Source organism: Cellulomonas endophytica, assembly GCF_004123805.1.
Taxonomy (GTDB): domain Bacteria; phylum Actinomycetota; class Actinomycetes; order Actinomycetales; family Cellulomonadaceae; genus Cellulomonas; species Cellulomonas endophytica.
Window position 1 is genome coordinate 1 of sequence record NZ_RWJX01000030.1, and the last position, 19184, is coordinate 19184.

Sequence of the window (19184 nt, forward strand, 5' to 3'; positions counted from 1 at the left end):
CCGCGGTCGTCCGCCCGCGGCCCCGCCGAGGGCCCCGCGCCCTTCGACGCCGAGGCCACCTGAGCGACGCCGCGGCCCCGGCCGCGCGCCGGACGCCGGCCCGGCCGCCGCCCGGCGAGCCGGACCACCCCGCCCGGCCTGCGATGATGGGTCCATGGTGCCGTCCTCCACCCGGGCCCGGATCTTCTCGGGCATGCAGCCGACGTCGGACTCCCTCCACCTGGGGAACTACCTCGGCGCCCTGACGCAGTGGGTGCGGCTCCAGGACGACCACGACGCCATCTACTGCGTCGTCGACCTGCACGCGCTGACGGTGCAGCCCGACCCGGCCGTGCTCCGCGAGCGGACCCGTCGCACGGCGGCGCAGTACCTCGCCGCGGGCGTCGACCCGGCCCGCTCGCTCCTGTTCGTCCAGTCCCACGTGCCGCAGCACGCGTCGCTGGCCTGGCTGCTGAGCACGCTGACGGGCTTCGGCGAGGCCGGGCGCATGACCCAGTTCAAGGACAAGACCGCGCGCCTGGGGTCGGACAGCGCGAACGTCGGGCTGTTCACCTACCCCGTGCTCATGGCCGCGGACATCCTCCTGTACGACACGGCGCTCGTGCCGGTGGGGGAGGACCAGCGCCAGCACCTGGAGCTCACGCGCGACCTGGCGCAGCGCCTCAACGCGCGGTTCGGCGCCGGCACGGTCGTGGTGCCCGAGGCGTACATCGTGAAGGCCACCGCCAAGATCTACGACCTGCAGGAGCCGACGGCGAAGATGAGCAAGTCCGCCGCCAGCCCGGCGGGGCTCGTCGACCTGCTGGACGACCCGAAGGTCGTCGCCAAGCGCATCCGGTCGGCCGTGACCGACGCGGAGCGCGACATCCGCTTCGACCCGGTGGCCAAGCCCGGGATCGCCAACCTCCTCACCATCTACTCGGCGCTCTCGGGACGGCCGGTGCCGGCGCTCGAGGAGGAGTACGCCGGGCGCGGCTACGGCGACCTGAAGAAGGACCTCGCGGAGGTCGTCGTCGCGTTCCTCGAGCCGTTCCAGGCGCGCGTGCACGGGTACCTCTCCGACCCCGCCACGCTCGACGACGTGCTCGCCGAGGGCGCGGAGCGGGCGGGCGCGATCGCCGGGGAGACCCTGGCGCGGCTCGAGGGCGCCTTCGGCCTGCTGCCGCCGCGCCGCCGGTCGGCGTGAGCGCCCCGGGCGGGACGGACGCGCCGGACGGGACGGACGGGGCGGCGGCGCCCCTGCTCGGGGTCGCCGTCCGCGTGCCGGAGCCCTGGTCGACGCTGCTCCAGCGGGAGCGCGCGGCCACCGGGGACCCGGTGGCGTGGTCCGTCGCGCCGCACGTGACGCTCGTGAACCCCACGCCCGTCGCCCCGGCGGCGCGGGCCGCCGTGTCCGCGCACCTCGAGCGGGTCGCCGCGGCGGCGGACCCGTTCGTCCTGCGCCTGCGGGGGACCGGCACGTTCCGCCCCGTCTCGCCGGTCGTCTACGTGGACGTCGTCGCCGGGCACGAGGCGTGCGCCGCCCTCGAGCGTGCCGCCCGCCGGGGGCCCCTCGCCCAGCCCCTGCGCTTCCCGTTCCACCCCCACGTCACGGTGGCGCACCACGTCGACGACGACGCCGCGGACGCCGTGCAGGCCCGGCTGGCGGACCTCGAGGCGGAGTTCCTCGTCGAGGCGCTGGAGTGCTTCGTGCAGGGCCCCGACGGGGTCTGGCGCACGGAGGACGTCCACCGGCTCGGCGGCGGGTCCCCGGCGCCTGTGGCCGCCGCGTCGCGAGCGGATGCCCCGGGGACGCCCCGCCCCTAGCCTCGCGCCATGGAGCACAGGCGCGCCCCCGCACGCACCGCCGCGCAGGTGCCGGCCGTCCCGCCGCCCACCGCGCCGCGCGTGCCGCCGGGCTACGGCGGCACGGGCGGCGTCGAGGTCGGCCCCGCCCGGGGCGCCGGGTCGGCGCACCTGACCGCCGGGCTCGCCCTGGGGGAGGAGGACCCCACGAACTCGCGCCGGAAGCGGGGGTTCGCGGCGCTGCTCGCGCGGGTGCAGGCCCTGCTCGCCTGGTGGAACGGCACCCGGGCGGCGCGGGCCAACGCCCGGTTCGGGCAGGCCGGCGGCGGCGTGCTCACCGGCGGCATCGCCTACGCGGCGCTCTTCTCCGTGGCGGCGGGCCTCACCATCGGCTACACGGTCTTCATGGCCGTCCTCGGGCGCAACGACGCGTTGCGCCAGGAGGTGCTCGCGACGGTCGGGCAGTCGCTGCCGGGCCTGCTGAAGACCGGTCCGGACGCGCAGGACGGCCTCGTCGACCCGGAGAGGCTGCAGTTCTCGTCGGGCTCCTTCCTCGCCGGCCTCACCGCCGTCGTCGTGCTCGTGGTCTCGGCCACCGCCGCGATGGGGGCGCTCCGGACGGCCGTGCGGGCGATGTTCGCCGCCCCCGCCGCCGGGCAGAACGCGGTGCTGTCCAAGCTGCGCGAGGTCGGCGGGCTCGTCGCCGCCGGGCTCGTCGTCCTCGTGTCGACCCTGCTCACCGTCGGCGCGACGACCGCGGCGGACTGGCTCGTGGGCGTGCTCGGGGCGTCGGAGGCGGCGGGCGTCGTGGCCCGGGTGGTCGGGATCTCCGTGTCGTTCGTGGTCGACGCGGGCACCTGGGTGCTCGTCGTGAAGTACCTCGCCGTGCAGGACCCGCCGCGCCGCGACCTGCTCCAGGGCGCGGCCATCGCCGGCGTCGGGCTGGGGGTCGTGCGCGTGCTCGGGACCTCCGTGGTGGCCGGCAGCGCCTCGTCGAACCCCGTCTTCGCCGGTGTCACCGTGCTGGCGACGCTGCTCGTCTGGATCAACCTCATCGCGCGCATCGCGCTGCTGGCCGCGGCGTGGACGGCCGACCCCTCGACGGAGGAGCTCGCCGCCCCGGACGCGACGACGCCCGCCGACGCCGGCCGCTAGGACCGGGCGCCGACGGGCGCCGTGCGGGACCTGCGAGGGGGACCTCAGAAGGTGCGGGTGATCATCGCCCGCTTGACCTCCTGGATCGCCTTCGTGACCTCGATGCCGCGGGGGCAGGCCTCCGTGCAGTTGAAGGTCGTGCGGCAGCGCCACACGCCCTCCTTGTCGTTGAGGATCTCCAGGCGCTGGGCGGCGCCCTCGTCGCGGCTGTCGAAGATGAACCGGTGGGCGTTGACGATGGCGGCGGGACCGAAGTACTGCCCGTCCGTCCAGAAGACCGGGCAGCTCGTCGTGCACGCCGCGCAGAGGATGCACTTCGTCGTGTCGTCGAAGCGCTCGCGCTCCTTCGCCGACTGCAGGCGCTCCTTCGTCGGCTCCGTGCCCGTGGTGACGAGGAACGGCATGATCTCGCGGTAGGAGGCGAAGAAGGGCTCCATGTCGACGACGAGGTCCTTGAGGACCGGCAGGCCCTTGATGGGCTCGACCACGACGGGCTTGGACAGGTCCAGGTCCTTAAGCAGCGTCTTGCACGCGAGGCGGTTGCGGCCGTTGATCCGCATGGCGTCGGAGCCGCACACGCCGTGCGCGCACGAGCGCCGGAACGTCAGCGACCCGTCGTGCTCCCACTTCACCTTGTGCAGGGCGTCCAGCACGCGGTCCGTGCCGTGCATCGTCAGCGTGAACTCGTCCCAGCGGTACTCGCCGGGGGTGGGCGCGCCCACGTCCTGGCCCGCGGGCAGGTCGCCCGCGTCGGTGGGCAGGTAGCGCTGGACCCGCAGGGTCACCTGGAAGGACGGCACGGCGCCCAGGCCGGACTCGGCGGACCCGGGCCCGGGGGCGGTCTTCTCGAGGGTGGCGGTCATCAGTACTTGCGCTCCATCGGCTGGTAGCGGGTCATGGTCACGGGCTTCGAGCCGAGGACGACGCGGTAGCCGTCGAGCTCCGTGCTGCCGCTGAAGGAGCCGTCGACGTCACCGCCCGCCCCCGCCACCGGCGTGGACAGCGGCCGCCGGTACGTCATCGTGTGCCGCATGTAGCCCTCGTCGTCCCGCGTGGGGTAGTCCTCGCGGAAGTGCCCGCCGCGCGACTCCCGGCGGTTCAGGGCGCCGACGACGACCGTCTCGGCGATGTCGAGCAGGAAGCCGAGCTCCACGGCCTCGAGCAGGTCGGTGTTGAACGCCCGGCTCTTGTCCTGCACGCTCACCGCCGCGAACCGCTTGCGCAGGCTGCGCAGGTCGTCCATCGCCTGGTGGAGGGACTCCTCCGTGCGGAACACCTGCGCGTTGGCGTCCATCGTCTCCTGCAGGGCCTGGCGCAGGTCGCCCACGCGCTCCCCGTCGGGACGGGTGCGGATCTCCTCGAGCTCGGCCTGGACGAGCGCCGCCGGCGCCTCGGGCAGGTCGACCCAGGGGGCGTCGACCGCGTAGCGGGCCGCCGAGATGCCGGCGCGCTTGCCGAAGACGTTGATGTCGAGCAGGGAGTTCGTGCCGAGGCGGTTCGAGCCGTGCACGCTCACGCACGCGACCTCGCCCGCGGCGTAGAGCCCGCGGATGACGTCCGACTCGTTGCGCAGGACCTCGCCCTCGATGTTCGTGGGCACCCCGCCCATCGCGTAGTGCGCGGTGGGGTAGACGGGCACGGGCTCCGTGTAGGGCTCGATCCCGAGGTAGGTGCGCGCGAACTCCGTGATGTCGGGGAGCTTGGCGTCGATGTGCGCCGGCTCCAGGTGCGTGAGGTCGAGCAGGACGTAGTCCTTGTTCGGCCCCGCGCCGCGGCCCTCGCGCACCTCGTTCGCCATGGACCGCGCGACGATGTCGCGCGGCGCGAGGTCCTTGATGGTCGGGGCGTAGCGCTCCATGAAGCGCTCGCCCTCGCTGTTGCGCAGGATCGCGCCCTCGCCGCGGGCGGCCTCCGACAGCAGGATGCCCAGGCCGGCCAGGCCCGTCGGGTGGAACTGGAAGAACTCCATGTCCTCCAGCGGGATGCCGCGGCGGTACGCCAGCGCCATGCCGTCGCCCGTGAGCGTGTGGGCGTTGGAGGTCGTCTTGTAGATGCGCCCGGCGCCCCCCGTGGCGAGCACCACCGACTTCGCGCGGAACACGTGGATCTCGCCCGTCGCCAGCTCGTACGCCACGACGCCCGCCACCGCGACCTCGTCGCCCTCCGCGACCTCGCCGGCGGCCAGGTCGTGGTCGACCAGCAGGTCGAGGACGTAGAACTCGTTGAAGAACTCGACCTCGTTCTTCACGCACTGCTGGTAGAGCGTCTGCAGGATCATGTGGCCCGTGCGGTCCGCGGCGTAGCAGGACCGGCGCACGGCCGCCTCGCCGTGGTTGCGCGTGTGCCCGCCGAAGCGGCGCTGGTCGATGCGGCCCTCGGGCGTGCGGTTGAACGGCAGGCCCATCTTCTCCAGGTCGAGGACGGCGTCGATGGCCTCCTTGGCCATGACCTCCGCGGCGTCCTGGTCGACGAGGTAGTCGCCGCCCTTGACCGTGTCGAAGGTGTGCCACTCCCAGTTGTCCTCCTCGACGTTGGCGAGGGCGGCGCACATGCCGCCCTGCGCCGCGCCGGTGTGGGACCGGGTCGGGTACAGCTTCGAGATGACGGCCGTGCGGGTGCGGACCGAGGACTCGAGCGCTGCCCGCATCCCGGCACCGCCGGCGCCGACGATGACGACGTCGTACTGGTGGATCTGCATCGGGCGAGGCTTCTCTCTGCGGGGGGCGGTGCGGCGGGTGCTGCGGGCGGGGCTGCGGACGTCAGGGCAGGTCGCTGCACACGTCGGGCAGCAGGTCCATCGGGGCACCGGCCGGGCACGGGTCGAACGTGAAGATCACGAGCGTCCCGAGCACGACGACGACGGTGAACGCCAGGTACAGCGCGCTCTTGAGGACCAGCCGCGTCGAGTCCTTCTCCGCGTAGTCGTTGACGATCGTCCGCATCCCGTTCGTGCCGTGGATCATCGCGAGCCACAGCATCGTCAGGTCCCAGACCTGCCAGAACGGGTTGGCCCACTTGCCGGCGACGAAGCCGAAGTCGACCTGGCTGATCCCCTCGCCGGAGATGAGGCTCGACCACAGGTGCGTGAAGATGAGGATCAGCAGGAGCACCCCGGACACCCGCATGAAGACCCAGCCGTAGAGCTCGGTGTTGCCGCGCGTGCTGCGCCGGCCGGGGCCGGGGCGCGCCGCCCGCGGCGCCTTCGGGTCCGCGATCGTCGTCATCACTCGCCCCCGAAGACGGCCATGAGGTGACGGGGCAGGAAGCCCGCCATCACCAGGACGGTGAGGCCGACGACGACCCAGAACATGAGGCGGTGGCGGCGCGTGCCGCTCCACCAGAAGTCGACGAGCATGATCCGGACGCCGTTGAACGCGTGGAACACGATCGCCCCGACGAGTCCGGCCTCGGCCAGGCCCATGACCGGGTTCTTGTACGCGCCGATGACGTCGTTGTACGCCTCGGGGGACACGCGCACGAGCGCGGTGTCGAGCACGTGCACGAGCAGGAAGAAGAAGATGGAGACGCCGGTCACCCGGTGCGCGACCCACGACCACATCCCCTCCTGCCCGCGGTAGAGCGTCCCGAGCCCGCGGGACGGGCGTCGGGGAGCAGCCACCGGGGTGCGCTGCTCGGTCTGGGCTGTGGCCACGGGGGTTCCGCCTCCAGGGAGAGGGACGACGACGTCATCGTCGGATGATCAGGCGTCCATGGTAAGCACCGGCGCGGGTCCGGCCCGTCCGCGGCGGGCGCGTTCACAGCGACCGTTGTGAGCAAGTGCACAGGTGGCCGGTGCCACCACCGGGCACGCCCCGGCGCGCGGCGCCCCGCCGCTAGGGTCGCGGGCATGGCGAGCCCCGACCCCCAGACCCCGGCCGGCCCCGGCGGCCCGATCCCCGGCTTCCACGCCGTCGTCCCGGCCGGCGGCGCCGGCACGCGGCTGTGGCCCCTGTCCCGCGCGGGGCACCCGAAGTTCCTCCTCGACCTCACCGGCACCGGCCGGACCCTGCTCCAGGCGACGGTCGACCGCCTCGCCCCCCTCGCCGGGCCCGGCGGCGTCCTCGTCGTGACGGGCGCGAAGCACGCGGCCGCCGTCGCCGAGCAGCTGCCGGAGGTGGGGGAGGCCGACGTCCTCGCCGAGCCGTCGCCGCGCGACTCCATGGCGGCCATCGGCCTCGCGGCCGCGGTGCTCCTCGAGCGGCACGGCCCCGACGCCGTGCTCGGGTCCTTCGCGGCCGACCACGTCATCACCGACGACGACCTGTTCCGGCGCGCCGTGCGCGACGGCGTCGAGGGTGCCCGCGCCGGGTACGTCGTCACCATCGGCATCACCGCCACGGAGCCGTCCACCGCGTTCGGCTACGTGCGCGCCGGCGCCTCCCTGGGCCTGGAGGCGGCACCGTCGGTGCGGCACGTCGTCGGCTTCACGGAGAAGCCCGACGCCGGGACCGCCGCCGAGTACCTGGCGACGGGGGAGTACCGGTGGAACGCCGGGATGTTCCTCGTCCGGGCCGCGACGCTGCTCGAGCACCTGGCGACGCAGCTGCCCACCCTGCACGACGGCCTGCGGCGCATCGCGGCCGCCTGGGACGGGCCGGACCGCGAGGCGGTGCTCGCCGAGGTGTGGCCGGGGCTGACGAAGATCGCCATCGACCACGCCATCGCCGAGCCCGTGGCGGCCGCCGGGGGCGTGGCGGTCGTGCCCGGCGACTTCGGCTGGGACGACGTCGGCGACTTCGCCTCCCTCGCGGGCCTGCTCGCCGCGCGGGCGGGCGGCGCGGCGGCCGTCACGCTCGGCGACGAGGCCCTCGTCCAGCGGGTCGGCGCGGCGCAGGACGCCTTCGTCGTGCCCGGGACGGGCCGGACGGTCAGCGTGGTCGGCGTCCCCGACGCGGTCGTCGTCGACACCCCCGACGCCGTGCTCGTCACGACCCGCGCCCAGGCCCAGGCCGTGAAGGCGGCCGTGGACGGGTGGCGCGGGCGGGAGCGGACGGACCTGCTCTGACGGGCGTCCCGGCCGGCCGCGCCCGCCCGTCCGGCAGCCCCGGGCGGGCGCGGGCCGCCCCCGCCCGCGGGGCGGGCGCGCACTAGGCTCGCGGCGTGCCACCCGCCAGCGACCCGTCCGTGCCCCCGGTGCCCCCGGTGCCCCCGGTGCCCCCTGGTCCCGTGGTCGTCCCGGCGGTGCCGGGGCCCCCGGCGGACACCGCCGCATGGGCGGCGAGCCACCCCGTCGGCCCCGTGCGCGACGGCGCGGACGCGCCGACGGACCCGACGGTCGCGCTCCTGCTCAAGGTCGTCGACGAGCTGCGCGACGAGCTCGTCGCCGTCCGGAGGGACCTGCACGCCCACCCCGAGACGGCGCGGCTCGAGGAGCGCACGACGGCCGTCGTCGCCGCCCGCCTGCGGACCGCCGGGCTGCGGCCCCGCCTCCTGCCCGGCTCGGGCCTCGTGTGCGACCTCGGCGACACCACCCCCGGCACGCGCCGCGTCGCGCTGCGGGCCGACCTCGACGCCCTGCCCCTGCCGGACCAGTGCGGCCTGCCGTGGGCCTCGACGTCCCGCGGCGCCGCCCACGCCTGCGGCCACGACGTCCACGCGGCGGTCGTCCTCGGCGCCGGGCTCGCCCTCGCCCGCCTCGCCGAGCTCGGGCGGCCCGTCGGCGGCGTGCGGCTCGTGCTGCAGCCGGCCGAGGAGGTGCAGCCCGGGGGCTCCCTCGACGTCCTCGCCGCCGGCGGCCTCGACGGCGTGGGCCAGATCTTCGCGGTGCACTGCGACCCCAAGCTCGACGTGGGCCACGTCGGCACGCGCATCGGACCCATCACGTCCGCCAGCGACGAGGTGACGGTCAGCCTCTCCGGCCGCGGCGGGCACACCTCGCGCCCGCACCTCACGGAGGACGTCGTCTACGCCCTCGGCCAGGTCATCACGCAGGTGCCGGCGATCCTCGGCCGGCGGCTCGACCCGCGCTCGGGCGTCAACCTCACGTGGGGCGCGGTCCAGGCCGGCTCGGCGAACAACGCCATCCCCTCCCACGGCGTCGTGCGCGGGACCCTGCGGTGCCTCGACGTGCGGGCCTGGGAGCGCGCGTCGGAGGTGTTCGGCGAGGCGGTCACCCAGGTCGCCACGCCCTACGGGGTCGAGGTCGAGCTCCACCACCAGCGCGGCGTCCCGCCCGTGGAGAACCACGCCCGCTCGACGGGCCTGCTCGAGGCCGCGGCCCGCGACGTGCTCGGCCCGGCCGCCGTCGAGCTCACGGAGCAGTCCCTCGGCGGCGAGGACTTCGCGTGGTACCTGACCAAGGTCCCCGGCGCCATGGCCCGGCTGGGCACGCGCACCCCCGGCGGGCGCACCTTCGACATCCACCAGGGGGACCTGCGGGTCGACGAGCGCGCCGTCGAGGCGGGGACGCTGCTCCTGGCGCGCGTGGCCCTGCTGGCGTCGGCGGCCTGACCGGCGCCCGACGGCCTCACCCGGACGGGCGGCGGCCGTGTTCCGGTTCGGTAACGAACGGGCCCCCGCCGGGGGACGAAACACCGGCGTCACACCGCGCTCACTAGGGTCGCACCGGTCGGCACGGCACCGGCCCGGCACCGGGCGGACGCCCGGTGGCGGCGGCACGGGCGCGCCCCGGCCGCCGACCGGTCTACCCTCGTCCCGCCGGGTCGAGGTGCCAGCCGCACGAGCGCGACCCGGGGGCGGGTCGTCGACGGGGACGAGTGTCCGAGACGGAAACAGGAGTGACGACGTGAAGACCACCACACGCAGCGCGGTGCTCGTCGCCGTGAGCGCACTGGCGCTCGCGGCCTGCGGGGCCGCACCCGAGGAGGACGCGGGCTCGACCGGCGGCTCCTCCGCCGCCCCGGAGTCGGACTTCCGCGGCTGCATCGTGTCGGACGCCGGCGGGTTCGACGACAAGAGCTTCAACCAGCTGAGCTACCAGGGCGCCCAGCAGGCCACCGAGGAGCTCGGCGCCGCCTTCTCGGAGGTCCAGTCCGACTCGGAGACGGACTTCCAGCCCAACCTCGAGTCGCTCGTCGGCGAGGGTTGCAACGCCATCGTCTCCGTCGGCTTCGCGCTGTCGGCCGCGACGGTCGAGTCGGCCACCGCCAACCCCGAGATCGACTACATCCTCGTCGACGACGCGGCGGACAACGACTTCGACGGCACGAAGGACGCGGAGAACATCAAGCCGCTCCTCTACGACACGGCGCAGGCGGCCTTCCTCGCCGGCTACCTGTCGGCCGGCTACTCCACGAGCGGCATCGTCGGGACGTTCGGCGGCCAGCCCTACCCGACCGTGACGATCTTCATGGACGGCTTCCGTCAGGGCGTGGAGTACTACAACAGCGAGAAGGGCGCCTCCGTCCAGGTCGTCGGCTACGCCGGCGGCGAGGAGGGCTCCTTCACCGGCGGCTTCGTGGCGAACGACGACGCGAAGAACATCGCCGCGGGCCTCATCGACCAGGGCGCGGACGTGCTCCTGCCCGTCGGCGGGCCGATCTACCAGTCGGCGCGCGACGCGATCGCGGACGCCGGCGGCGGTGTGGCGCTCATCGGCGCCGACGCCGACGTGTTCGAGACGGACCCGTCGGTCCAGGACATCGTCCTGACCTCGATCCTCAAGAACATGCAGCTGTCGACGTACGAGGCCGTGCTGGCCTCCGGCAACGACGAGTTCGACCCCGAGGCCTACGTCGGCACGCTCGAGAACGAGGGCGTCGGCATCGCGCCGCTGCACGACTTCGAGGCGGAGGTCGACCCGGCCCTCGTCGAGGAGGTCGACGCGCTGCGCGAGGCGATCATCGCCGGCGAGGTCGAGGTCACCTCGTACCTGTCCGAGTGAGCCCGACGCTCCCCGGGGACGGCGCACGCCGACCCCGGGGAGCGTCGTGCTGCTCGCCCGGCACCCCCGGCCCCACCCGCCCGGACACCTCCCGAGGACAGGCATGAAGCTCGAGCTGCGCGGCATCACGAAGCGCTTCGGCGCCCTGGTCGCGAACGACCACATCGACCTGCGCGTCGAGCCCGGCGAGATCCACTGCCTCCTGGGCGAGAACGGCGCCGGCAAGTCCACCCTCATGAACGTGCTCTACGGCCTCTACACGGCCGACGAGGGCGAGATCCTGCTGGACGACGAGGTCCAGCGCTTCACCGGGCCCGGCGACGCCATGGCCGCGGGCATCGGCATGGTGCACCAGCACTTCATGCTCATCCCCGTCTTCACCGTCGCCGAGAACGTCATGCTCGGCCACGAGGAGACGAAGGCGGCCGGCCGTCTGGACCTCGACGCCGCCCGCCGCCGCGTCCGCGAGATCGCCGACCGGTTCGGCTTCCACGTCGACCCCGACGCCCTCGTCGAGGACCTGCCCGTCGGCGTGCAGCAGCGCGTCGAGATCATCAAGGCCCTCTCGCGCGACGCGAGGGTGCTCGTGTTCGACGAGCCCACCGCCGTGCTCACGCCGCAGGAGACCGACGAGCTCATGGCGGTCATGCGGCGGCTCAAGGAGGGCGGCGCCGCCATCGTCTTCATCACCCACAAGCTCCGCGAGGTCCGCGAGGTCGCCGACCGCATCACCGTCGTGCGCCGCGGCAGGATCGTCGGCGAGGCGAGCCCCACGTCGACGGACGCCGAGCTCGCCGCCCTCATGGTCGGCCGCGCGGTCGAGCTCACCGTGCCGAAGGAGGCGCCGCGGCCCACCGCCTCGGCCCTGGAGGTCCGCGGGCTCGAGGTCACGGACCCGACGGGCGCCGTCGTCGTCGACGACGTCTCGTTCACCGTGCGCGGCGGCGAGGTCCTCGTCGTCGCCGGCGTGCAGGGCAACGGGCAGACGGAGCTGGCCGAGGCCCTCGTCGGGCTGCAGCCGGCCTCCGGCGGCAGCGTCACGCTCGACGGCACGGAGCTCCTGGGCCGGTCCGTGCGGCAGGTCCTCGACGCGGGCGTCGGGATCGTCCCCGAGGACCGCACGCACGACGGCCTCGTCGGGGCGTTCACCGTCGCCGAGAACCTCGTCCTCGACCGGACCGACGGGCCGCCCTTCGCGCGCGCCGGCCAGCTCCAGCTCGGCCTGCGCGACCGGTTCGCCGCCGAGAAGGTCGAGGAGTTCGACATCCGCACGCAGGGCATCGACACGCCCGTCGGTCGGCTCTCGGGCGGCAACCAGCAGAAGGTCGTCCTCGCCCGCGAGCTCTCGCGCGACCTGCGCCTCCTCGTCGCCTCGCAGCCGACCCGCGGCGTGGACGTCGGCTCCATCGAGTTCATCCACCGCCGGATCGTCGAGACCCGCGACGCGGGCGTCCCGGTCGTCGTGGTGTCCACCGAGCTCGACGAGGCCGTGGCGCTCGGCGACCGGATCCTCGTGATGTACCGCGGCCGGGTGGTGGGCGTCGTGCCCGCGACGACCCCGCGCGACGTCCTCGGCCTCATGATGGCCGGCATCCCGCAGACGGAAGGCGCGTCGGCATGACCACCCCGGACCCCTACGCCGCGGGCGGCGCGGTCGCGCCCGACGCGGTCCCGCACAACCCGGCGACGCACCCCTCGCCGGAGGCGGACCCCGCCGGGCCGCCGCCCGCACCCGTCGAGGACGACTCCGCCCGGTGGCGCGCCGCCGTGCACCGCGTGTTCGCGGGCGGCTGGGCCGTCTCCGTGGGCGCCGTGCTGCTGGCCGTGCTCGCCGGCTCCGTGATGATCGCCTTCACGGACGAGGGCGTGCAGGAGGCCTCGTCGTACTTCTTCGCCCGCCCCCTCGACACCCTGGGCGCGGTCGGGTCCGCGGTGGGCAGCGCCTACGCGGCCCTGTTCCGCGGGGCGGTGTGGAACTTCCGCGCCGACGACCTCGCCGGCGCGATCCGGCCGCTCACCTCGTCCCTGAACTTCGCCACGCCGCTCATCGCCGCCGGGCTCGGCGTCGCGGTGGCGTTCCGGGCCGGCCTGTTCAACATCGGCGGCCAGGGGCAGATGCTCGCCGCGGCGGCCGGTGCGGGCTGGGTCGGCTTCGCCGCGGACCTGCCCGTGGGGCTGCACCTGCTGCTCGCGATGGTCGCCGGCATCGCCGCCGGTGCCGTGTGGGCGGGGATCGCCGGCGTGCTCAAGGCGTTCACCGGCGCCCACGAGGTGATCGTCACGATCATGCTCAACTACATCGCCTTCTACGGGATCTCCTACCTGCTCGCGACGCCCGGCCTGCTCCAGGCCCCGGGCTCGGCGAACCCCAAGACGCCGGCGATGCAGGACACCGCGATCCTGCCGCGGCTGCTCGGCGAGCGGTTCACGCTGCACGCGGGCTTCCTCGTCGCGCTGCTGGCGGTCGTCCTCGTGTGGTGGCTGCTGAACCGCTCCACGCTGGGCTTCGGCTTCCGGGCGGTGGGGGAGAACCCCGCGGCGGCGCGGGTCGCCGGGATCGACGTCCGGCGCACGACGGTCGTGGCGATGCTCGTCGCGGGCGCGCTCGTCGGGATCGCGGGCACCACGCAGGTGCTCGGCACCGTGACGACCGGCTTCTCCTACGACATCGACGCCGGGATCGGCTTCGACGCCATCACCGTCGCGCTGCTCGGCCGCTCGACCCCGTGGGGCGTGCTCGGCGCCGCGATCCTCTTCGGCGGCTTCAAGGCCGGCGGCTCGACGATGCAGGCGGCGGAGAACATCCCCATCGAGATCGTGCTCGTCGTGCAGTCGCTCATCGTGCTCTTCATCGCCGCGCCGCCCCTGGTGCGCGCCGTGCTGCGGCTGCCGCAGCCGCAGGCGCGCCCCCGACGCCGCGCCACGACCCGAGAGGCGGCGGCATGACCACGCTCGCCCCCACCCCGTCCTCCTCGCCGGCGCCCCAGGAGGGCGCCACGGCGGTCGTCGCGCGGCACGTCGCGGTCGTCAGCCGCAAGGCCGTCGTCGCCTCCGGCGTCCTCACGCTGCTGCTGGCGCTCCTCGTCGCGCTCGCGCCGCACGCGGGCCTGGCCCGGTTCCGGTTCTCCTCCGAGACCGACCTCTTCCGCATCCCGTCCGTCGCGGTGCCCGGGCAGACCGTCGCCTGGGTCTGCGTGGTGCTCGCCGTGCTCGTCACCGCGGGCATGGCGCTGCTCGTCCGCGCGGGGCGGCGGGTGCCCGTCGTGCTGTCCGCGCTGCTCGCCGTGCTCCTCGTGGTCGGGTTCCTCGCCTGGGCCGGCGCCGGCAGCGACCGCGACTTCCCCGTCGTCCGCCTCGTCGGCGGCTCCGTGCTCCTCGCGGTCCCCATCGTGTTCGGCGCCCTGGGCGGCGTCCTCGGCGAGCGCGCGGGCGTGGTGAACATCGCCATCGAGGCCCAGCTCCTCGCCGGCGCCTTCACCGCCGCCGTCGTCGGGTCCCTGACGGACAGCCCGTGGGCGGGGCTCCTCGCCGCGGTCCTGGCCGGCGCCCTCGTCGCCCTCGTGCTCGGCCTGTTCACCATCACCTACAAGGTCGACCAGGTCATCGTCGGCGTCGTGCTCAACGTGCTCGTCATCGGCCTGACGAGCTTCCTGTACTCGCAGGTGCTCGTGCCCTCGGCGGACCGGCTGAACTCCACGACCCGCTTCCCGCCGGTCGCGGTGCCGCTGCTGTCCGAGGTGCCCGTCCTCGGCCCGGCGCTGTTCCGGCAGTCCGTCGTCGTCTACCTCATGTACCTCGCCGTGCCGGCGGTCTGGTTCGCGCTGTACCGCACCCGCTGGGGCCTGCGCCTGCGCGCGGTGGGCGAGCACCCGAAGGCCGCGGACACCGTCGGCATCAAGGTGCAGCGCACCCGGTACGTCGCCGTGCTCGTCGCGGGGGGCATCGTCGGCCTCGGCGGCGCCTTCTACACCGTCGTCTCCGTGTCGTCCTTCGGCAAGGAGATGACCGCCGGCGCGGGCTTCATCGCGCTCGCCGCCGTCATCTTCGGCAAGTGGGACCCCGTGCGCGCCGCGCTGGCGGCCCTGCTCTTCGGCGCCGCCTCCAACCTCGAGGGCGCCCTCAGCATCGTCGGCGCGCCCGTGCCCAGCCAGTTCATGCTCATGCTCCCGTACGTCGTCACGGTGCTCGCGGTCGCGGGCCTCGTCGGCCGCTCGCGCGGCCCCGCGGCGTCCGGGCAGCCCTACGTGAAGGAGTGAGGCCGCGGTGACCGCTGCCACGCCCGCCCCCCCGTCCCCGACCACGCCCGCGCCGGAGGTGGACTGGGACGCCCTGCGTGCCGCGGCCCGCGCGGCCATGACCCACGCGTACGCGCCCTACTCCGGCTTCCCGGTCGGGTGCGCGGCGCTCGTCGACGACGGCCGGGTCGTCACCGGGTGCAACGTCGAGAACGCCTCCTACGGCGTGGGGCTCTGCGCCGAGTGCGCGCTCGTCGGCGCCCTGCACGGCTCCGGCGGCGGGCGCCTCGTCGCGTTCGCGTGCGTGGACCGGCACGGCGCGGCGCTCATGCCCTGCGGCCGCTGCCGGCAGCTGCTGTGGGAGGCGGGCGGTGCGCGGCTGCTCGTCGACACCGTCTCCGGCATCCGTCCCATGACCGAGGTGCTCCCCGACGCCTTCGGCCCCGACGACCTGACGGCGCGGGCATGAGCGCGCCGGGCACGACCGGCACGACCGGGACGACGGAGCCGTTCGACGCCGTCGACGTGATCGTCGCCAAGCGCGACGGGCACCGCCTCTCGGACGCGCAGGTGGACTGGGTCGTCGACGCCTACACGCGCGGCGTGGTCGCCGACGAGCAGATGTCGGCGCTGGCCATGGCGATCCTGCTCAACGGCATGGGGCGCGACGAGGTCGCCCGCTGGACGGCGGCCATGATCGCGACGGGGGAGCGCCTCGACTTCTCCGGCCTCTCGCGGCCCACGGCCGACAAGCACTCCACCGGCGGCGTGGGGGACAAGATCACCCTGCCGCTCGCGCCGCTGGTCGCCGCCTGCGGCGTGGCGGTGCCGCAGCTGTCCGGGCGGGGCCTGGGCCACACGGGCGGCACGCTGGACAAGCTCGAGTCCATCCCCGGCTGGCGCGCGGCGCTGTCGAACGAGGAGATGACGGCGCAGCTCGAGGGCGTCGGCGCCGTCATCTGCCAGGCGGGCTCCGGCCTCGCACCGGCGGACCGCAAGCTCTACGCGCTGCGCGACGTCACCGGCACCGTCGAGGCGATCCCCCTCATCGCCAGCTCCATCATGAGCAAGAAGATCGCCGAGGGCACCGGCGCGCTCGTCCTCGACGTGAAGGTCGGCACGGGCGCGTTCATGAAGAGCCTCGAGCAGGCGCGCGAGCTCGCGCGGGCCATGGTCGACCTGGGCACGGACGCCGGCGTGCGGACGGTCGCGCTGCTGACGGACATGTCGACGCCGCTGGGCCTCACGGCGGGCAACGCCCTCGAGGTGCGCGAGTCGCTCGAGGTGCTCGCCGGCGGCGGCCCCGCCGACGTCGTGGAGCTCACCGTGGCCCTGGCGCGGGAGATGCTCGCCGCGGCCGGCCGTCCCGACGAGGACCCCGCGGCCGCGCTCGCCGACGGCCGGGCCATGGACGCGTGGCGGGCCATGATCGGTGCGCAGGGCGGGGACGTGGACGCGCCGCTGCCGGTCGCGCGCGAGACGCAGACGGTCGTCGCCGAGGCCGACGGGGTGCTCGCCCGCCTCGACGCCTACGCCGTCGGCCTCGCGGCCTGGCGCCTCGGCGCGGGCCGCGCCCGCAAGGAGGACCCCGTGCAGGCGGGCGCCGGCGTGGAGTGGCACGCCCGCCCCGGGGACGCCGTGCGGGCCGGGCAGCCGCTGCTCACGCTCCACACGGACACGCCCGAGCGGTTCGGCCGGGCGCAGGAGGCCCTCGAGGGCGCGGTCGAGGTCGTCCCCGCGGGCACGCCCGTCGCGCTCACGCCCCTGCTGCTCGACCGGGTCGCCGCGCCCTGACGGCGCGGCGGGCCGCCCGGCCGGGGCGCCCGCCCGGGGCGACCCGCCCGGGGCGACCGCGGGGCGGCGGCGCCCCTCGGGGACGGTCGGCGCCCCGTCCCGGCGTCCCCGGGGGTGCGGCCGGGGGCCCGGCGGTCCACGATGGCCGCGACGGGCGGGGCCGACCGGTCCCGCCGCGCACGGCAGCGGAGGTCGGCATGAGCACCGTCCCGGGTGACGACGCGTTCAGGGACGCCGGCCTCGTCGCCGCGAGCCCCGGCGGGAACGGGCCCTTCGAGCCCGACCACGACTCGAGGCCGCGCCCCTCGGACGACGACTCGCCCTCGTTCGACGAGGCCGTGCCCACGGACCAGCCGGCGGGCGCGGGCACGAAGGGGGACGGCGGGTCGGGCGTCGACGACGCGCCCTTCGGCGGCGAGGACGCCCCCGTCGAGCCCTGACGGCGCCGATCAGGAGCCGTGCCGGGTCGCGTCCGGTTCGCGTCCGGGGCACGTCCCGGCGGTCGATACGGTGGGGGCATGACCGACCTCGCGTCGACCCTGCGCGCCCTGCCGACGGTGCTGCTGCACGACCACCTCGACGGCGGCCTGCGTCCGGAGACGGTCGTCGAGCTGTGCGCCGGGGCCGGGCACGCGCTGCCGACGCGGGACCCCGCCGAGCTCGGCGCCTGGTTCCACGACGCCGCCTCGTCGGGGTCGCTGGAGCGGTACCTCGAGACGTTCGAGCACACGGTGGCCGCGATGCAGACCGTCGAGGGCCTGCGGCGCGTCGCGCACGAGGCCGTCCTCGACCTCGCGGCCGACGGCGTGGTGCTGGCCGAGCTCCGCTACGCACCCGAGCAGCACCAGCGGGCCGGCCTGTCGCTGACCGCCGTCGTCGAGGCCGTGCAGGAGGGCTTCGCGAGCGGCGTCGCCGCGGCCGGCGCGCAGGGGCACCGCATCCGCGTCGGCACGCTGCTGTCCGCGATGCGGCAGGGGGGCCGCAGCCGCGAGGTCGCTGCGCTCGCGGTGGCGCACCGCGACGCCGGCGTCGTCGGGTTCGACATCGCCGGGCCCGAGGCCGGCTTCCCCGCCACGGACCACCGGGAGGCGTTCGACCTGCTCCGGGACGCCCTCGTCCCCGTCACCGTGCACGCGGGCGAGGGCGACGGGCCCGCCTCCGTGCGCGGCGCCCTGTCCGTGGGCGCCCTGCGCCTGGGGCACGGGGTGCGCGTCGTCGAGGACGTGGCGCCCGACGGCACGGCCGGGCGCGTCGCCGCGTGGGTCCGCGACCGCCGGGTGCCGCTCGAGGTGTGCCCCTCGTCGAACCTCCAGACGGGGATCGCGGGCAGCGTCGCCGAGCATCCCGTCACCCGGCTCCGCGACCTCGGCTTCGCGGTCACCGTCGGCACCGACAACCGCCTCCAGTCGCGCACGAGCCTCAGCCGGGAGATGGCGCTGCTCGTCGACGAGGCGGGCTGGACCCTCGCGGACCTGTGGGCCGCGACCCTGCGGGCGGCGGACGCCGCCTTCCTCCCCCTCGACGGGCGGACCCGCCTCGTCGAGGACGTCCTCCGTCCCGCCTGGACGGCCGAGCTCGACAGGAGCACCCATGAGCACGCCTGACGCCACCCCCGCCGCCCCCGCGGGGGGCACCACCGGTGCGGTCCCCGACGCGGCGGCCCTCGCCGGCCTCGTCGACCACACCCTCCTCAAGCCGGAGGCGACCCGGGCGGACGTCGACGCGCTCGTCGCGGAGGGCCACCGGCTCGGCGTGTTCTCCGTCTGCGTCTCGCCGTCGTTCCTTCCCCTCGACCTGTCGGCCGCGCCGGGGCTGAAGGTGGCCACCGTCTGCGGGTTCCCCTCGGGCAAGCACCACAGCGACGTCAAGGCGGCCGAGGCCGCGCGCGCGGTGGCCGACGGCGCGGACGAGGTCGACATGGTCATCGACGTCGGTGCGGCCCGCGAGGGGCGCTTCGACGCCGTGCGCGCCGACATCGCCGCCGTGCGGGCCGCGGTGCCGGCGCCCGCCCTGCTCAAGGTCATCATCGAGTCGGCCGCCCTCGACGACGCGGCGATCGTCGGGGCGTGCGAGGCCGCGCGGGACGCCGGGGCCGACTTCGTCAAGACCTCCACGGGCTTCCACCCGGCGGGCGGTGCGAGCGTGCACGCGGTGGCGCTCATGGCGCGGACCGTGGGCCCGGCGCTCGGCGTGAAGGCCTCGGGCGGCGTCCGCACCGCGCAGGACGCGCTCGCGATGGTCGAGGCCGGCGCGACCCGGTTGGGGCTCTCCGGCACGGCGGCCGTCCTGGCCGGGCTGGAGAGCGCGGCCGGGTACTAGCCGTCCGCCCGGCCGCCCCGGTACGGGGGCGGCCGGCCCGGCCGGTGCATCGC

The 19184-nt window shown here is 75.3% G+C and carries 18 protein-coding genes; 14 read left to right on the top strand and 4 right to left on the bottom strand.

The features are described from left to right. Positions 1-154 precede the first annotated feature (154 nt). The 3 genes from trpS to EJA20_RS10440 are packed head-to-tail and all read left to right on the top strand — an operon-like array spanning position 155 to position 2940. Complete coding sequence (gene trpS / locus EJA20_RS10430; protein ID WP_129338095.1) at positions 155-1186, top strand: tryptophan--tRNA ligase; 1032 nt, start codon at positions 155-157, stop codon at positions 1184-1186. After that, the gene (locus tag EJA20_RS10435; protein WP_240675343.1) at positions 1183-1806 is read left to right on the top strand and encodes a 2'-5' RNA ligase family protein; all 624 of its coding nucleotides are present in this window, start codon (positions 1183-1185) and stop codon (positions 1804-1806) included. Before trpS ends, EJA20_RS10435 begins: the two co-directional genes overlap by 4 nt. Before the next feature lie 9 nt (positions 1807-1815). After that, a complete protein-coding gene (locus tag EJA20_RS10440) occupies positions 1816-2940 on the top strand; it encodes a YihY/virulence factor BrkB family protein (RefSeq protein WP_129338096.1) in 1125 nt (374 codons plus the stop codon). A gap of 44 nt (positions 2941-2984) precedes the next feature. Here EJA20_RS10440 and EJA20_RS10445 read toward each other — a convergent pair whose 3' ends face one another. The 4 genes from EJA20_RS10445 to sdhC all read right to left on the bottom strand — a co-directional run bounded on the left by EJA20_RS10445 (position 2985) and on the right by sdhC (position 6592). Next, positions 2985-3803 (bottom strand): succinate dehydrogenase iron-sulfur subunit, encoded by an 819-nt coding sequence (locus EJA20_RS10445; RefSeq protein ID WP_129338097.1) that lies wholly within the window; start codon positions 3801-3803, stop codon positions 2985-2987. Further along, positions 3803-5638, bottom strand: coding sequence for a succinate dehydrogenase flavoprotein subunit (gene sdhA / locus EJA20_RS10450; protein ID WP_129338098.1), 1836 nt, complete (start codon positions 5636-5638; stop codon positions 3803-3805). Before sdhA ends, EJA20_RS10445 begins: the two co-directional genes overlap by 1 nt. Positions 5639-5699: 61 nt before the next feature. Beyond that, positions 5700-6164, bottom strand: coding sequence for a succinate dehydrogenase hydrophobic membrane anchor subunit (locus EJA20_RS10455; protein ID WP_129338099.1), 465 nt, complete (start codon positions 6162-6164; stop codon positions 5700-5702). After that, a complete protein-coding gene (gene sdhC, locus EJA20_RS10460; RefSeq protein ID WP_129338100.1) occupies positions 6164-6592 on the bottom strand; it encodes a succinate dehydrogenase, cytochrome b556 subunit in 429 nt (142 codons plus the stop codon). Before sdhC ends, EJA20_RS10455 begins: the two co-directional genes overlap by 1 nt. Positions 6593-6787: 195 nt before the next feature. Here sdhC and EJA20_RS10465 point away from each other — a divergent pair, with 195 nt between their 5' ends. The 11 genes from EJA20_RS10465 to deoC all read left to right on the top strand — a co-directional run bounded on the left by EJA20_RS10465 (position 6788) and on the right by deoC (position 19131). Beyond that, the gene (locus EJA20_RS10465) at positions 6788-7945 is read left to right on the top strand and encodes a mannose-1-phosphate guanylyltransferase (RefSeq protein WP_129338101.1); all 1158 of its coding nucleotides are present in this window, start codon (positions 6788-6790) and stop codon (positions 7943-7945) included. 233 nt (positions 7946-8178) lie between these two features. Further along, complete coding sequence (locus tag EJA20_RS10470) at positions 8179-9390, top strand: amidohydrolase (protein ID WP_129338130.1); 1212 nt, start codon at positions 8179-8181, stop codon at positions 9388-9390. A 295-nt stretch (positions 9391-9685) separates the two neighbouring features. Next, positions 9686-10783: a BMP family lipoprotein gene (locus EJA20_RS10475; RefSeq protein ID WP_129338102.1), complete on the top strand. Its 1098-nt coding sequence runs from the start codon at positions 9686-9688 to the stop codon at positions 10781-10783. A 103-nt stretch (positions 10784-10886) separates the two neighbouring features. Then, positions 10887-12404: an ABC transporter ATP-binding protein gene (locus EJA20_RS10480; RefSeq protein WP_129338103.1), complete on the top strand. Its 1518-nt coding sequence runs from the start codon at positions 10887-10889 to the stop codon at positions 12402-12404. After that, on the top strand, positions 12401-13729 hold the full coding sequence (locus EJA20_RS10485) for an ABC transporter permease (RefSeq protein ID WP_129338104.1): 1329 nt from the start codon (positions 12401-12403) through the stop codon (positions 13727-13729). Before EJA20_RS10480 ends, EJA20_RS10485 begins: the two co-directional genes overlap by 4 nt. Further along, the gene (locus tag EJA20_RS10490) at positions 13726-15039 is read left to right on the top strand and encodes an ABC transporter permease (RefSeq protein WP_129338105.1); all 1314 of its coding nucleotides are present in this window, start codon (positions 13726-13728) and stop codon (positions 15037-15039) included. Before EJA20_RS10485 ends, EJA20_RS10490 begins: the two co-directional genes overlap by 4 nt. Before the next feature lie 97 nt (positions 15040-15136). Continuing rightward, positions 15137-15487: a cytidine deaminase gene (locus tag EJA20_RS10495; RefSeq protein WP_129338131.1), complete on the top strand. Its 351-nt coding sequence runs from the start codon at positions 15137-15139 to the stop codon at positions 15485-15487. Next, entirely contained in the window at positions 15484-16812 is a 1329-nt protein-coding gene (locus EJA20_RS10500) for a thymidine phosphorylase (RefSeq protein WP_129338106.1), read from the top strand. The genes EJA20_RS10495 and EJA20_RS10500 overlap by 4 nt, the downstream gene beginning before the upstream one ends. A gap of 197 nt (positions 16813-17009) precedes the next feature. Beyond that, positions 17010-17252, top strand: a complete 243-nt coding sequence (locus EJA20_RS10505) for a hypothetical protein (RefSeq protein ID WP_129338107.1) — start codon at positions 17010-17012, stop codon at positions 17250-17252. Positions 17253-17330: 78 nt separating this feature from the next. Beyond that, the gene (locus tag EJA20_RS10510; protein ID WP_129338108.1) at positions 17331-18416 is read left to right on the top strand and encodes an adenosine deaminase; all 1086 of its coding nucleotides are present in this window, start codon (positions 17331-17333) and stop codon (positions 18414-18416) included. Further along, a complete protein-coding gene (gene deoC, locus EJA20_RS10515) occupies positions 18403-19131 on the top strand; it encodes a deoxyribose-phosphate aldolase (protein WP_129338109.1) in 729 nt (242 codons plus the stop codon). The genes EJA20_RS10510 and deoC overlap by 14 nt, the downstream gene beginning before the upstream one ends. Positions 19132-19184: the final 53 nt, after the last annotated feature.

Coding starts and splice junctions, on each gene's coding strand:
- trpS (WP_129338095.1), top strand. CDS start 155: ATGGTGCCGTCCTCCACCCGGGCCCGGATCTTCTCGGGCATGCAGCCG.
- EJA20_RS10440 (WP_129338096.1), top strand. CDS start 1,816: ATGGAGCACAGGCGCGCCCCCGCACGCACCGCCGCGCAGGTGCCGGCC.
- EJA20_RS10445 (WP_129338097.1), bottom strand. CDS start 3,803: ATGACCGCCACCCTCGAGAAGACCGCCCCCGGGCCCGGGTCCGCCGAG.
- sdhA (WP_129338098.1), bottom strand. CDS start 5,638: ATGCAGATCCACCAGTACGACGTCGTCATCGTCGGCGCCGGCGGTGCC.
- EJA20_RS10455 (WP_129338099.1), bottom strand. CDS start 6,164: ATGACGACGATCGCGGACCCGAAGGCGCCGCGGGCGGCGCGCCCCGGC.
- EJA20_RS10465 (WP_129338101.1), top strand. CDS start 6,788: ATGGCGAGCCCCGACCCCCAGACCCCGGCCGGCCCCGGCGGCCCGATC.
- EJA20_RS10480 (WP_129338103.1), top strand. CDS start 10,887: ATGAAGCTCGAGCTGCGCGGCATCACGAAGCGCTTCGGCGCCCTGGTC.
- EJA20_RS10485 (WP_129338104.1), top strand. CDS start 12,401: ATGACCACCCCGGACCCCTACGCCGCGGGCGGCGCGGTCGCGCCCGAC.
- EJA20_RS10490 (WP_129338105.1), top strand. CDS start 13,726: ATGACCACGCTCGCCCCCACCCCGTCCTCCTCGCCGGCGCCCCAGGAG.
- EJA20_RS10495 (WP_129338131.1), top strand. CDS start 15,137: ATGACCCACGCGTACGCGCCCTACTCCGGCTTCCCGGTCGGGTGCGCG.
- EJA20_RS10500 (WP_129338106.1), top strand. CDS start 15,484: ATGAGCGCGCCGGGCACGACCGGCACGACCGGGACGACGGAGCCGTTC.
- EJA20_RS10505 (WP_129338107.1), top strand. CDS start 17,010: ATGAGCACCGTCCCGGGTGACGACGCGTTCAGGGACGCCGGCCTCGTC.
- EJA20_RS10510 (WP_129338108.1), top strand. CDS start 17,331: ATGACCGACCTCGCGTCGACCCTGCGCGCCCTGCCGACGGTGCTGCTG.
- deoC (WP_129338109.1), top strand. CDS start 18,403: ATGAGCACGCCTGACGCCACCCCCGCCGCCCCCGCGGGGGGCACCACC.